Below are 14618 nucleotides of genomic sequence, written 5' to 3'. Positions count from 1 at the left end.
GGGTATTTACCTTTTTGGCTCTAAACAAGATAGATAACTAAACTGAAAATTCAAACAACATTTATGCAACACTAGTGATAATATTATAATATAGTTATTTGTTGCTTTAAGGAAATTGAATTAACATCTACATTTAATTTCTGTGGCGGATGCCATGAGTTTTATACGTACGATAAAATTTGACTTCCTTTTCAAAGTCCTTTCCTAAAGCTACTTTCGTCCAATCTTTAATTCCATCAGTTCGTTGAATTTCCTAATAATTAATGAGAAAAGCTCTTCCTCAATCAGTTAAAAAGAAGTTTACTAAAACCTAATAATAGAAAGATAATGCTTGGGATAAATGTCATATATTTAATGATAAAACGACTTTTAAGTTCATGGCCATAAATGACGCCAATGATAAAAGCAATAAAAATAATTACGCCAGCCATGGGGGCAAACCAAAATGACCGATCGGACAAGCCGGCTTGTATTCCATAGCCAACACTATCAACATTCATTAATAATGCTACCATAACAAAGTAGGAACGACGATAGAGAGGGAGATCAAAAAACATATTATAAATTCCGATGGCTATCATAAGAACCGCGGCACTTGTTTGGATACTAGATGCTGGGACTAAATCCCCTATAATGCGCCCAACCCCCATTGAAAAAAAGACAACAAATGCTGAGAACAGCGCGATCATCGCAATAAAGACAACCGGTATTCGGATTTTCTTTAGTCCGAATAAAAAACCAATGCCAAATGCATCAATACTTACAAGCATGGAGAGAAGAAGAAGGAAAATAAAAGCAAGCATATACTCACCCCACAAATCGTCGATGTAGAAGTATATGCATAGCTTGTCTTGGATAGAAGAAATCTTTTCAATAGTTTATATAAGGCAAATTTGACAAATCGTCATATGTGAAATAACTGGCTTGTTCATTCGTAAGTGTCATCGAGTTCTTCATTTACTGCGTGTAGAAGTTCTAAGTATTGAGAAGGATTTTGAAATTGAATAGGCTCCCAATTCTTTTTCACCCATGCAAGGAGTTCATGACCACTGTTAAATGACCTCCCGCTTGTATCAAATGTTCGAAGCGCATATATCCCGTTTTCTGGATCGATGGTAACAAAACAAGGAACCTGACTCTCCGTATTTTCAATACTTATTTCCATAACGCTCACCCCTATATCCTGTATTATTCTCATTATGTAACGAATACGATTTGTTATACATATTACCAGCCAAGCTGATACTCTATTTAACAACAGTATATAAGCATGTGTATTCCCTTTGTTGAACACGCTCAATTATTTTAATAAGTGGAGGAATAAAAAAATGAAACAAATATATTTAGATTATAACGCTAGTACTCCGCTAGCACCTGAAGTTATTGAGGCAATGTTGCCTTTTTTACGTGATCATTATGGCAACCCTTCAACGACACACTTTGCGGCAAAAGAAGCAAAAAAAGCAGTTGAAAAGGCAAGAGAGCAAGTAGCAAACTTACTAGGGGCTACCAAAGAAGAAATTATTTTTACAAGTGGCGGAAGTGAATCCAATAATCATGTTATCAAAAAGGTATTTGAGCAATATCAAAAGCAAGGCAAACATATTATAACAACAAAAATTGAGCATCCAGCCGTTCACGAACCAATCCGATATTTAAAAAAGTATGGTGCTGAAGTTACATATGTTGGGGTCGATCAATATGGAAAAGTAAGTTTGGAACAAATTAAAAAGGCTATTCGTCCTGATACAATTCTTATTACCGTCATGCATGCAAATAATGAGGTAGGGACCATGCAACCAATACAAGAAATAGGACAATTGGCTCATGAACACGGTATCTTCTTTCATACGGATGCTGCACAATCGGTTGGGAAGGTTCCGTTAAATGCGGGTCAACAGTGGGTTGACTTTCTTTCTTTGGCGGGGCATAAACTGTATGCGCCTAAAGGAGTCGGAGCACTCTATATACGCAAGGGTGTGAAACTTGATCCATATATTCATGGAGCTGGACATGAATTTGGAATGAGAGCAGGAACTGAGAATGTTCTATTAATAGTCGGGCTAGGAGAGGCTTGTGAAAGTGCTAAAATGTTTCTTGAAAATGGGACAAGTATAGAAGAGCTAAAGCAGTATTTTCTGTCATTGCTGACAAAGGCATTTCCAAAGCAAATCCGAGTTAACGGACACCCTACTGATTGTTTGCCAAATACATTAAATGTTAGTTTTGCAAATCGGGTGGGGCAAGATATTTTAGAAGCGGTACCAGAAATTGCTGCTTCAACAGGATCAGCTTGCCATTCCGGAGAGATCACATTATCGCCTGTTTTACATGCGATGGGTGTAAGTCCAGAGGATGGGAAAGGCACGATAAGGTTTAGCTTAGGTCGTTATACGACAAAAACGGAGTTAAAAGAAACCGTTCATTTACTTAAGGATCGATTAAGATGAGCATATTATTTTACAAGTTAACTCATCTCCTATAGGATGAGTGACGAATTGGCTTTAAAAAAGGAGAGTGACATCATGTCTTACACAGTAGATCAACGAGAGATGAATACTTTGTTTCGTACAATGGAAGCACGACATTCCGTAAAACAATATCAATCAGATGTGAAAATCTCAAAAGAAGAGCTAGAAGAACTGATACGTGCAGCAACAACAGCTCCTTCAGCTTGGAACTTACAGCATTGGCGTTTTCTTGTCATTGAGGATGAAAAGAAAAAAGAGGAGCTACTTCCAATTGCATATAATCAAAAGCAAATCGTTGAGGCTTCTCATGTCATTGCGGTCCTAGGCGATTTAGAAGCAAACAAAGAAGCAGATCGAGTTTATCAAGAGGCAGTTGATACGAAAGTCATGTCTAAAGAAGTGAAAGAGACTCTTGTTGGGCAAATTAATGGTGCCTACCAAAGAGAAGGTTCGTTTGCACGTGACGCAGCGTTCCTTAACGCTTCGCTAGCGGCTATGCAATTTATGCTTGCAGCAAAAGCAGCGGGATATGATACATGTCCCATTGGTGGATTTAATCAAAAAGCATTTGTGGAGAATTTTCGTGTACCTGAGCGATTTGCGCCCATTATGTTGATAACTGTTGGCAAGGCAGCAAAAGAAGCTTATCCAACAACTCGAAAACCTTTAAAAGAAGTAGCGATTTACAATTCATTTTAAAAAAAGAGAAAGTGAGTAATAAGATGATTGATTTAACGTTTGAAAAATATACTGAATGTACGCTTACAAATTTAAAAATAGTGGATTCTTTCCCTGTCCAACATTGGAATCATTATGTTGTGACATTTGACGGGAATATTCCGGAACTACAAGATCCTGAAGCACTTGTAATTGTGGGAGAATCAGGATCGATATTGCAGATTATCTTGCGTGAAGAAGGATGCGATTCACCGATGTTTCAGTTCACTGAAAATGAAAAAGCACAAATCACTAAATGGTTTGAACAAGCTACGTAGTAGAAAGATTTTGAAGTTGTTGGAAGTAATGAACAACTTCAATGGGGTTTGATAATAAGGTGAGATCTTTCTGTTTTAGCTCATGTTCATGTACGCGTTGAAAGGTCATTTCTTCATTTTTAATCAGCTTCGTCCATTTCAGGAGGGTTTGTTTCTTTTTTTCTGTTAAAGAATTTTCAATTGATAAACAAATAAATGAACGACAGACTGAGTTTTTGAAAGAAGGGTGTAAAGTACATCCTTCTTCTTTTTTGAAGAATTGGCAGGTTGAATAGGAGAGACGTAAATCGTCTTCTTCTATTTTAGAAAGTGTTTGTTTATTATTAGCAACCGCCTGAGAGTAAGCAGGATGAGTATTCGCGTGAATTTTGATTGAAAAAGGTGATATTTCAGCAGTAGGATGTGCAAGGATATTTTGGAAAAAGAATTGCTCATCTCTTCTACACATCTGGGCAATTTCATAAAGATAAAAGGTTGGACTGTATGAACAACAACCGACTTTTGGCATATTATTTATTGGGGGTTGAAAATACTCATCTTTACAGGTTAAGCATGCTTGTGAAAGGATTTGCTTGTTAGTATTGTCGAACTCAATCATGTTTTCATTCCTTTTCTACTCATGTATAAAATTAGGTGAAAATAAACTTATTATCTTGAGAAATAACTAGATTTTCTGAAAGAAAAGAATTACAATTTTTAGGTGTAGTACATTTCTCTGTTTTAATTCTACACGTAACATCGCAAGAGTGAAAGTCAAGTTAAAACATTTTGAAATAAATCTATGAATACATTGAGATCATCTTTAATAATTGTGACAATCATGTTAAAATGATCATGAAAGCGTTATTAATTTTAAAAATTCATAGATTTAACGGAAAGTTAAACTAGGAGGTAATCATCGTATGTCAAGCAAGGGGCACAAAGTGGAAGAACCATGGCAAGGGTTTCATGGTCCGAATCTTGGCGTAGCAATTGAGCTTTACGAAGAGTATTCAAAAAATCCTGAAGCGGTTGAAGAAGATTTACGAGAATTATTTGAGATTTGGGGTCCGCCTCCTTCAGAGAGTCAAAGTCAAAATCAAACAACTCCTGATTCTGGTGTTTCTGCTACTTCGCCTAATACGGTTATGATGTTTGTTAATGCAGTGAAATTAGCAGATATGATTCGTCGAAAAGGACATTTAGTTTCAGATATTAACCCTATTTTTAAAAATGAAAAGAATAACCATTTATTGGAACTGGACCAGTATGATCTAACAGAAGAATTTCTGAAACAAGTACCTGTTGATATGATCTGTCCGAATGCACCCGCGCATGTGAAAAACGGGTTAGATGCAATTAATCACTTAAAGAATGTTTATACAAAAACAATTACGTTTGAATTCAATCATGTTCACGATATGGAAGAGCGTGAATGGTTAATGAAGATGGTTGAGTCTGGTATGTATTTACCAAACTTAACTAAACAACAACAGTTAAACCTATTAAGCCGCTTAACTCAAGTTGAAGGTTTTGAAAAGTTTATCCATCGTACATTTGTAGGTCAAAAACGGTTCTCTATTGAAGGACTCGACATGCTTGTTCCGATGCTTGATGAAGCAGTTCGTGAAGTTGTACATGAAGGTACACAAAATGTGTTAATTGGTATGGCGCACCGTGGACGTTTGAATGTTCTTGCTCATACTCTTAGCAAGCCGTATAAAATGATTTTCTCTGAATTCCTTCATGCACCAAGCAAGGGCTTAGACCCTTCAGAAGGTTCAGGTATTAATGGGTGGACTGGAGACGTAAAGTATCACTTAGGTGCTGACCGCCAAATTAAAGAAGAAAATACTGCCGAAGCTACAGTATCATTAGCAAATAATCCGAGTCATCTTGAGTTTGTAAGTCCGATAGTTGAAGGGTATGCAAGAGCAGCTCAAGAAGTTAGAACGTCAAAAGGGTTCCCAGAGCAAACAGTTTCCAAAGCATATTCCGTTTTGATTCATGGTGATGCAGCTTTCCCAGGTCAAGGAATTGTAACTGAAACATTGAACCTTAGCCGATTGAAAGGTTATCAGACTGGTGGGTCTCTTCATATTATTGCAAACAATAATATTGGGTTTACAACAGAAACGTATGATTCGCGTTCAACTACATATGCCAGTGATCCTGCAAAAGGGTTTGAAATACCAATTATCCATGTAAATGCAGATGATCCTGAAGCGTGCTTGGCCGCAATTCACATCGCAGTACAATATCGTAAACGATTTAAAAAGGATTTCTTGATTGATTTAATTGGCTATCGTCGCTTTGGTCATAATGAGATGGATGAACCAGCTGTAACACAGCCTTCAACTTACAATTTAATTCGCAAGCATCCAACAGTTCGTGCGATTTACGCTAATAAGTTGAAAGAGGCTTCCGTTATTGAACAAACATATGGCGAAGAGTTAGATAAAGCTACTCAGGATAGCCTGCAAGTACAATATGATGATGTGATTGCCAATAAGTCAAATCACTCGAAGGAAATGTCTCCTCCTGATTATGTTGTAAACGGATTACCTAAGGTGAAGACGAGTGTACCGTTTGATACATTAAAAGAAATTAATGAAGAGTTGTTAAAATGGCCAGAAAGTTTTTCTGCAAATACGAAGCTTGAAAAAATCTTAAAGCGCCGTCTGCAATCATTTGATGAAGATGGAAAGATTGATTGGGCGTTAGCAGAAACATTAGCATTTGCGGCAATTTTACATGACGGAACACCAATACGGTTAACTGGTCAAGATTCTGAACGTGGAACATTTGCTCATCGCCACCTTGTGTTACATGATCGAAATTCAGATGAAGTCCACACTCCATTGCAAACTTTTGAAAAAGCGAACGCTTCATTTGCTGTTTATAATAGTCCGCTTTCAGAGCAAGCTGTTGTTGGATTCGAATATGGTTACAATGTGCAGGCACCAGAAACGCTAGTACTTTGGGAAGCTCAGTTTGGTGATTTTGCCAATGGTGCACAAGTAATATTTGATCAGTGGGTTTCAGCGGGACGTGCTAAATGGGGTCAGAAATCAGGGCTTGTTGTTCTCCTGCCGCATGGCTATGAAGGACAGGGACCAGAACATTCTAGTGGTCGTGTAGAACGCTTCTTAGTTCTTGCTGCAGAAAACAACTGGACGATTGCAAACTGTACATCTGCCGCACAATATTTTCATATTTTGAGAAGACAAGCGAAGATTCTTGAAAAGGATGCTGTTCGTCCGCTCATTATTATGACACCAAAAAGCTTATTACGGAACCAAGTTGTTGCATCTACACATGTTGAATTTACAGAAGGCGAATTCAAGCCTGTGTTTGAACAAGAGGGTCTAGGGAATAAGACAGACAAGGTGGAACGAATTGTCCTTTGTAGTGGCAAAGTAGCTATTGATTTAGCTGATCGTGTTTCGAAAAAGACTGATCAAAACTGGGATTGGTTGCACATTGCTCGTGTTGAAGAGTTATATCCTTTCCCGAAAAAACCGATCAGAGCAATGTTTGCACGTTTCTCAAACTTAAAAGAAATTACTTGGGTACAAGAAGAGCCGAAAAACATGGGTGCATGGCCATATATTGAATCTAGAATTCGCGAAATTACACCTGAAGGAGTATCACTTAGCTATATCGGTAGAACTCATCGTTCGAGTCCAGCTGAAGGAGATCCAGTCGCACATAAAAAAGAGCAGGAACGGATTGTAACTGAGTCATTGACACGTAAACAATAAGAGGAGGCCTTTTCCGTGATTGAAATTAAAGTACCAGAACTAGCAGAATCTATTACCGAAGGAACCATTGCACAATGGTTAAAAGAAGTAGGAGAGCATGTGAATCAAGGTGAATACATCGCCGAACTTGAAACGGATAAAGTAAATGTGGAAATCGTTGCAGAGCACTCGGGTGTTATTAAGGAATTTAAAAGAGAGCCTGGAGATACAGTTGAAGTTGGTGAAGTGATTGCAGTGATCGATGAAGGTGGCAGTGCAAGTGCGAGTACTCCAGCAGAAGCTCCAACAGAAGAACCAAAGAAAGAAACGGTTCCTGCAGTAACTACTGAGGAAGCAAGTGTAGCGACAAGCAGCGCTAGCCGCCCATTAGCTTCACCAGCAGCACGCAAATTAGCAAGAGAAAGAGGAATTGATTTAAGTGCGGTGCACTCAGCAGATCCACTAGGACGTGTTCGTAAGCAAGATGTAGAATCTCATGGTACTCCAGCAGAAGCAAAAACAGCAGCACAAGCACCTGCTCCAAAGAAAGCACCGGCAGCACCTATTGCCTCAGATGATCCTACTAAGCCAGTAGAACGTGTAAAGATGTCTCGTCGCCGTCAGACAATTGCGAAGCGTCTTGTTGAATCACAACAAACAGCAGCTATGCTAACAACTTTTAACGAGGTTGATATGACAGCAGTCATGGATGTGCGTAGTCGTCGGAAAGATGCATTTGTTGATAAAAATGGTGTGAAGCTTGGATTTATGTCATTCTTCACAAAAGCAGTTGTGAGTGCATTAAAACAGTTCCCATTGCTAAATGCAGAAATTCAAGGTGATGAGCTCTTAATTAAGAAGTACTATGATATCGGTTGTGCTGTGTCAACGGAAGAAGGATTAGTTGTTCCTGTATTACGTGATGCTGATCGATTAAGCTTTGCTGGAATTGAACGCGGAATAGGTGAACTAGGGAAAAAAGCTCGCGATAATAAATTATCCATTTCTGATCTTCAAGGTGGGACATTTACAATTACAAATGGTGGAGTATTTGGATCACTTATGTCAACCCCAATCTTAAATGCACCACAAGTAGGGATATTAGGAATGCATAAGATTCAATGGCGTCCGGTTGCGATTGATCAAGAGCGTTTTGAAAATCGTCCAATGATGTACATTGCCCTTTCATATGATCACCGTATTGTTGACGGGAAAGAAGCTGTAGGTTTCTTAGTAACAGTGAAGAACCTGTTAGAAGATCCAGAAACACTTTTACTTGAAGGGTAATTTTAATTAACTAAAAGAGGCTGACACAATTGTCAGCCTCTTTTTTTCAAGCAAGCTCTTCTTGCTTTTGTTAAAATTATGTAACAGTTGAATATTTGAGTTGGCAATTATAGCTATTCCCAGTATAATGGTATAATACATAAACTAGAAAGTGAGTTGGAATGAATTGATTCATCAAACTTGGACTGAAAGTAAAACGATCCGCACAATTGAGTGCGTTCATACAGATGCTAAGAAATACATGGTTAATCGTGTATTAACAGCAGGGAAAAGCTATGAGTTAAAAAATGAAACTGACGAATTTTATTTTGTTATAGACAATACTGGTAAAATTGGCGGTTATTATAAAGAATACTTCAAAGGATAAGGCAGCAGTGTGCTGCCTTTCTTTTTCGCTAACGACCTAAAACGAAGGAGGTGACAAGGTGGATACACTAATTTTTATAGACTTTATCAAGCAGTATGGTTACATTGCCTTATTTTTTATAATGGCAATTGGGCTGTTTTTCTTTCCTGTTCCTAATGAAATTTTGTTGATGAGCGGAGGGGTTCTTGCTACAACGAAGATGCTTGATCCTTTGCCGACATTTTTAGTTATATATAGTAGTATTCTTTTACATGGAACACTATTATATGTAATTGGTAATGTAGTTTATCAGAATACAAATATCAAGAAAGATAATCAATCAATCTGGTATTCTCGGGCTGTGAAAGGTAAAGAACTATTAGATCAATATGGACTTAAAGCAGCAAGCTTTAGTTATTTTTTTCCGTTTGTGCGTCACGCTGTTCCTTTTAGTATTGGAATGTCTGGTATTACGTATCGATTATTTGCGCTTATGGGATTTAGCTCTGCCTTTATTTGGCTATCACTTTACTTCTTTATTGGTTTTTATTATGGTAACTCAATTAGTGACTGGTCAACATTTGTTCAACAATTAATCTATTCATTAGTTGCTATTTTTGTAGTTGTAATCGTATTTCAAATTGTCAAGCGAAGGAAACAACGTCAACGTCGAATGCTTTAATGTTTAAGAAGCCTGCGCTGGAGTTGTTTCTTTTTTATCCTGATCCATTGTCGTTTCAGCAGCGAGTAGAATTGAAGAAATTACAAGACATACGCCTAACCATTGCCATATTGTAAGAATATCATGAAAGAAGATAAAGCCAACACCAATTGCAACAACAGGCTCAATCGTGGATAGAATAGACGCGCGACTTGATTCGATATAGCTTAAGCCTTTTGTATACAATAAATAAGCAAAAATGGTTGGAATTAATGCTAAGCCAACACTATTTAACATAACTGTCCAATTAAGAAATAATGGTGTTTTATGCGCTATCTGACTAGAAGCAAGCATAAAGACACTAGCGCAAATAAATGAATAGGTGGTGATTGTAATTGATCCGTAGTGTTTACTGCTCACTTTAGCAAAAATACTATAAAGGGCGTAGAAGAACCCTGATCCAATTCCGATTAGGAGCGTGGATGTAGTTATAACCGTCTGAACAGATGGCAAAAGGCCAACTACAAAAGCACATCCTGTTAAGGTGACGATGATAGCCATTCCTTTTCGAAATGTTAGTAGTTCTTTAAAGAAAACCCTTGACAAAAGAGTAACAAATAATGGACCAGTATATAACAGGACAACTGCTAATGAAAGGTTTGCTTGATCAATTACTGTAAACACGCACCAATTGAAGAAAACAATACTGATGATACCTGAACCGATGAACAGCGGAATATGTTTTAGTTGAATCCGAAGCATACTTCGTTTCCACACAACCACATACACTAGTAACAAAGCAGCAGAAAAAATGGCTCTGATTGCGACAACATCCCAAGCTGTAAAGCCTAACTGGTATAAATTTTGAACAAATAATCCAATTAACCCCCAAAATGCAGCGCCTACTATCGCTAGTAGGTAAGCGAATTTAACACTCATTTTCTTGAGCCTCCTTACGTAACAGTCTTTTTACTATACCATGTCATCCCCAACTTTTAACAGTAGAAATCAAAGGCATTAGAAAAGGACGACTCAAAATTGAGCCATCCTATCGATCAGTTATTTCTTTGTCGTTTGTAAGTACTCATTATACGTCATCTGTTTATCTATAACCCCATCATTCGTAAGTTCGATTACGCGATTGGCAATGGTTTCGTTGAACTGATGATCATGAGAAGTAAAGATCATAGCACCTTTGTAGTTGATTAATCCGTTATTCACTGCTGTAATAGATTCTAAATCAAGATGGTTCGTTGGTTCGTCAAGTAGAAGTACATTTGCTCCACTTAACATCATTTTTGATAACATACAGCGAACTTTTTCTCCACCTGAAAGGACGTTAGCTTTTTTCTTAACTTCATCACCAGAAAAGAGCATACGACCAAGGAATCCACGTAAGAACGTATCGCTATCATCTTGAGGAGAATATTGACGCAACCAATCAACTAAGTTTAAATCACATCCCTCAAAGAATTCAGAGTTATCTTTAGGAAAGTAGGCTTGTGAAGTTGTAATTCCCCATTTGTAAGTACCTCTATCAGGTTCCATTTCACCTGATAGGATTTTGAAAAGTGTCGTTTTTGCTATTTCATTATCCCCAACAAGTGTAATTTTATCTTCTTTGTTCATTGCAAAGCTGACGTTATTTAATACCGTTTCACCGTCAATTGTTTTCGTTATGCCTTCCACACGTAATACGTCATTCCCAATCTCACGCTCAGGCGAGAAATGAACATACGGGTATTTACGAGAAGATGGTTTAATATCATCAAGCTCAATTTTATCGAGTAGCTTTTTACGAGATGTTGCTTGCTTAGATTTTGATGCATTCGCACTAAATCGTGCGATAAAGCCTTGTAATTCTTTGATTTTTTCTTCCTTTTTCTTGTTTTGATCTTGTGCCATTCTTTGAGCTAGTTGGCTTGATTCATACCAGAAATCATAGTTCCCAACATAGATTTGAATTTTCCCAAAGTCTAAGTCGGCAATATTTGTACAAACTTTGTTAAGGAAGTGACGGTCATGTGATACAACAATAACTGTATTCTCAAAATTGATTAAGAATTCTTCAAGCCATTCAATTGCTTTAATATCTAAGTGGTTAGTAGGCTCATCAAGAAGAAGCACATCAGGTTCGCCGAATAGAGCTTGAGCAAGTAATACTTTTACTTTTTCTGCCCCTGATAAGTCAGCCATTTTTTTCGTGTGTAAGTCTTCTGAGATTCCAAGACCTTTTAATAAAATTGCTGCTTCAGACTCAGCTTCCCAACCGTTCATTTCTGCAAATTCACCTTCAAGTTCTGCTGCTTTAATGCCATCTTCATCAGAAAATTCTTCCTTCATATAAATAGCATCCTTTTCTTGCATTACTTGAAAAAGGCGAGCGTGTCCCATAATAACCGTTGTCATTACTTCTTCTTCTTCATATTCAAAATGATTTTGCTTTAAAACAGCAAGTCTTTGCCCAGGTTTCATATGAACGTCACCTTGTTGTGGTTCAATTTCACCTGATAAAATTTTTAAGAACGTAGATTTTCCGGCGCCGTTTGCTCCGATGAGACCATAACAGTTTCCAGGAGTAAACTTAATATTCACTTCATCAAATAATTTTCGGTCTCCGTACTGTAATCCAACATTTGTAACAGTAATCATATATATATGTGCCTCCAATGTCCATAATCGAATGAATTATACCATTCATTGTAGACACGGGGCTAGTATTCTAACGTTTTTTTTCATAAATCATGAAATTAATGAGTACTCGACCGTCTAAGATGATCATGTTACGATATTTGTAAGTAAATTATGTGAACGTTACTTAAGAGAAAACAATTTAGTAACTAAAATTATGGGGAAAATTGGTTGGGAAATTACACGTTTAAATTCTTATTTATTACACCTACATATTGAAGTATAAGAAATTAGCAAAGGAGAACAAGTGATGGAAAAAACGAAACTGCATGCAGCTGAAGAGAAATTAAAAGCAATCTATGGATATGATTGCTTTAGAAAAGGGCAGCAAGCCATTATCGAAAAAGTGTTAGACGGAATTGATACAATTGGAATCATGCCAACTGGTGGAGGGAAATCTCTCTGTTATCAGATACCAGCTTTACTATTGCCAGGAGTTACATTAGTTATATCTCCATTAATTTCATTAATGAAAGACCAAGTCGATGCGTTAAATGAACTAAATATTCCGGCCACCTATCTGAATAGTACGTTACGTTCGGATGAAGAAAGTATAAGGCACTCTCGAATTAAAGAGGGGTATTACAAACTTGTTTATGTCGCTCCAGAGCGATTAAATCATCCGTCATTTCAGCAATTACTGAAACATATCACTTTATCACTCGTTGCTATAGATGAGGCACATTGTATGTCTCAATGGGGACATGATTTTAGACCGAGTTATTTATCGATCTCGTCATGGCTTGAAGAGATCCCACAACAAGTAACCGTACTTGCATTAACAGCAACTGCTACTACACAAGTATGTCAAGATTTGCAGCAGTTTCTACAAATTGAAGAACAAAATGTCATCTCAACAGGTTTTGAGAGAAGTAATTTAACATTTCAAGTGAAAAAAGGCGTCAATAAGAAAAAGTTTATGGCCTCATTTCTAGCATCTAGAAAGAATGAATCAGGAATTATTTATGCATCAACGAGAAAAGAAGTCGAACAAATTTATCATGAATTGTCCTCTGTGGGATTTGATGTAACCCCTTATCATGGAGGTATGAATGAACAGGAGCGATCAAAAGGACAAGAAGCGTTCATTCATGATGAAGCAAAAATCATTGTCGCAACAAATGCGTTCGGGATGGGAATAGACAAGTCGAATGTTCGGTTTGTCCTTCATTATAATTTACCAAGAACAATTGAAGCATATTATCAAGAAGCGGGGAGAGCTGGTCGTGATGGAGAAGATAGTGAATGTGTACTATTATTTAGTCCACAAGATGTCAGAACCCAAACATTTTTAATCGAGCAGTCCGATCGCACGAATGATAGGCAAGAAATGGAATACAAGAAATTACAACAAATGACTGCATTTTGTCATACAGAACGATGCTTGCAACAATATATTTTGCACTATTTTGGTGAAGATACTTCTAAGACTTGTGGAAAGTGTTCAAACTGTGTTCAAACAGGGGAAAAGGTTGATCGTACGAAAGAAGCTCAGATGGTTTTCTCATGTGTAAAAAGGGTTAGAGAGCGCTTTGGAAAAACAATTATCGCTCAAATTTTAGTCGGTTCAACGAATCAAAAGTTAAAACAATTAAATTTAACAAGTGTAACGACCTACGGTTTAATGAGCGATTGGACGCAAAAGGATGTAGCTGAACTCATTGATATATTAATGGCTGAAGAATATATAACACCAACGGGAACTTCTTATCCAACGATTCAATTAACTGAAAAAGCAGTGCAAGTATTAAAAGGAGAGGTACGTGTTCAAATAACAGAATCATTGGCGCCAGTACAACCTGAAGAACAAGATGATGTGTTTGAAGTATTACGCAAATTACGTAAGCAGTTATCAACTGAAAATAATTTGCCACCGTATATGATTTTTTCTGATAAGACATTAAAAGAAATGAGTCGTTATATTCCTGTAACATCCGAAGAGTTTTCTTCTATTTCTGGAGTAGGCGAACAAAAAAGAGAAAAGTATGGAGAAGTCTTTTTAGAAGTGCTTAAACAATTTGAAAACCGTAAACCAGCCGAGCGTGAAATGGCAATGCCAGAGGCAATTTCCAAACGAAGTGCTCCTTCTAAAAAAGGACAGTATTTGGAAACGGCCAAGAGATTTAAAAATGGCGAGACGATAGCAGAACTAGTAGAAGCGCTTGGACTTACAGATCAAACAATCGTTAAACACCTCCTTCGCGCAGAACAAGAAGGGGTAGAGTTAAATCTTAAACAATATGTTGAGGATGATAAACAAAAACTAATCATTCAAGCTGCGGAAGAAGTAGGAACAGAAAGGCTGAAACCTATTAAAGAACTGCTTCCTGAGCACATCACCTACCATGATATTCGCTTTACCCTAGGAAAGTAGGCTTTTGATTCTCATGGTTCAACTTTCTGTGTTATGATGGAAAATGATGAAAATAAACCATTTCTTGGATA

General features: G+C 37.3%; 13 protein-coding genes. 8 read left to right on the top strand and 5 right to left on the bottom strand.

Annotated features, from left to right (window positions below; all coding sequences use genetic code 11):
- Positions 1-284: 284 nt before the first annotated feature.
- A complete protein-coding gene (locus SLH51_RS17360; RefSeq protein ID WP_335962685.1) occupies positions 285-803 on the bottom strand; it encodes an MntP/YtaF family protein in 519 nt (172 codons plus the stop codon).
- Between the two features lie 125 nt (positions 804-928).
- Positions 929-1165 carry a hypothetical protein gene (locus tag SLH51_RS17355; RefSeq protein WP_335962684.1) on the bottom strand — a complete coding sequence of 79 codons (237 nt, stop codon included), beginning with the start codon at positions 1163-1165 and terminating at the stop codon, positions 929-931.
- Positions 1166-1328: 163 nt separating this feature from the next.
- On the opposite strand from SLH51_RS17355, the gene SLH51_RS17350 reads away from it, so the two are divergent.
- The 3 genes from SLH51_RS17350 to SLH51_RS17340 all read left to right on the top strand — a co-directional run bounded on the left by SLH51_RS17350 (position 1329) and on the right by SLH51_RS17340 (position 3466).
- Positions 1329-2450, top strand: coding sequence for a cysteine desulfurase family protein (locus tag SLH51_RS17350; RefSeq protein ID WP_335962682.1), 1122 nt, complete (start codon positions 1329-1331; stop codon positions 2448-2450).
- Between the two features lie 102 nt (positions 2451-2552).
- Positions 2553-3170 carry a nitroreductase family protein gene (locus tag SLH51_RS17345; protein ID WP_335962687.1) on the top strand — a complete coding sequence of 206 codons (618 nt, stop codon included), beginning with the start codon at positions 2553-2555 and terminating at the stop codon, positions 3168-3170.
- 23 nt (positions 3171-3193) lie between these two features.
- Positions 3194-3466 (top strand): hypothetical protein, encoded by a 273-nt coding sequence (locus SLH51_RS17340; protein ID WP_335962681.1) that lies wholly within the window; start codon positions 3194-3196, stop codon positions 3464-3466.
- Here the strand turns inward: SLH51_RS17340 and SLH51_RS17335 are convergent.
- Positions 3459-4064, bottom strand: coding sequence for a hypothetical protein (locus SLH51_RS17335; RefSeq protein WP_335962680.1), 606 nt, complete (start codon positions 4062-4064; stop codon positions 3459-3461). The genes SLH51_RS17340 and SLH51_RS17335 overlap by 8 nt on opposite strands.
- A 304-nt stretch (positions 4065-4368) precedes the next feature.
- Here SLH51_RS17335 and SLH51_RS17330 point away from each other — a divergent pair, with 304 nt between their 5' ends.
- From SLH51_RS17330 to SLH51_RS17315, 4 genes are all read left to right on the top strand, one after another.
- On the top strand, positions 4369-7209 hold the full coding sequence (locus SLH51_RS17330; protein WP_335962679.1) for a 2-oxoglutarate dehydrogenase E1 component: 2841 nt from the start codon (positions 4369-4371) through the stop codon (positions 7207-7209).
- A 15-nt stretch (positions 7210-7224) separates the two neighbouring features.
- Positions 7225-8475, top strand: coding sequence for a 2-oxoglutarate dehydrogenase complex dihydrolipoyllysine-residue succinyltransferase (gene odhB / locus SLH51_RS17325; RefSeq protein WP_335962678.1), 1251 nt, complete (start codon positions 7225-7227; stop codon positions 8473-8475).
- A 166-nt stretch (positions 8476-8641) separates the two neighbouring features.
- On the top strand, positions 8642-8842 hold the full coding sequence (locus tag SLH51_RS17320) for a DUF6501 family protein (RefSeq protein ID WP_335962677.1): 201 nt from the start codon (positions 8642-8644) through the stop codon (positions 8840-8842).
- 58 nt (positions 8843-8900) lie between these two features.
- Entirely contained in the window at positions 8901-9503 is a 603-nt protein-coding gene (locus SLH51_RS17315) for a DedA family protein (protein ID WP_335962676.1), read from the top strand.
- 3 nt (positions 9504-9506) lie between these two features.
- Here the strand turns inward: SLH51_RS17315 and SLH51_RS17310 are convergent, their stop codons facing one another.
- Entirely contained in the window at positions 9507-10421 is a 915-nt protein-coding gene (locus tag SLH51_RS17310; protein WP_335962675.1) for a DMT family transporter, read from the bottom strand.
- Positions 10422-10541: 120 nt separating this feature from the next.
- On the bottom strand, positions 10542-12134 hold the full coding sequence (locus SLH51_RS17305) for an ABC-F family ATP-binding cassette domain-containing protein (RefSeq protein ID WP_335962674.1): 1593 nt from the start codon (positions 12132-12134) through the stop codon (positions 10542-10544).
- Between the two features lie 289 nt (positions 12135-12423).
- On the opposite strand from SLH51_RS17305, the gene recQ reads away from it, so the two are divergent.
- Positions 12424-14547, top strand: a complete 2124-nt coding sequence (gene recQ, locus SLH51_RS17300) for a DNA helicase RecQ (protein ID WP_335962673.1) — start codon at positions 12424-12426, stop codon at positions 14545-14547.
- Positions 14548-14618: the final 71 nt, after the last annotated feature.

It is taken from the genome of Halalkalibacter kiskunsagensis (genome assembly GCF_037027555.1).
GTDB lineage: Bacteria > Bacillota > Bacilli > Bacillales > Bacillaceae_D > Halalkalibacter > Halalkalibacter kiskunsagensis.
This window is presented reverse-complemented; position numbering and strand designations above follow the sequence as displayed.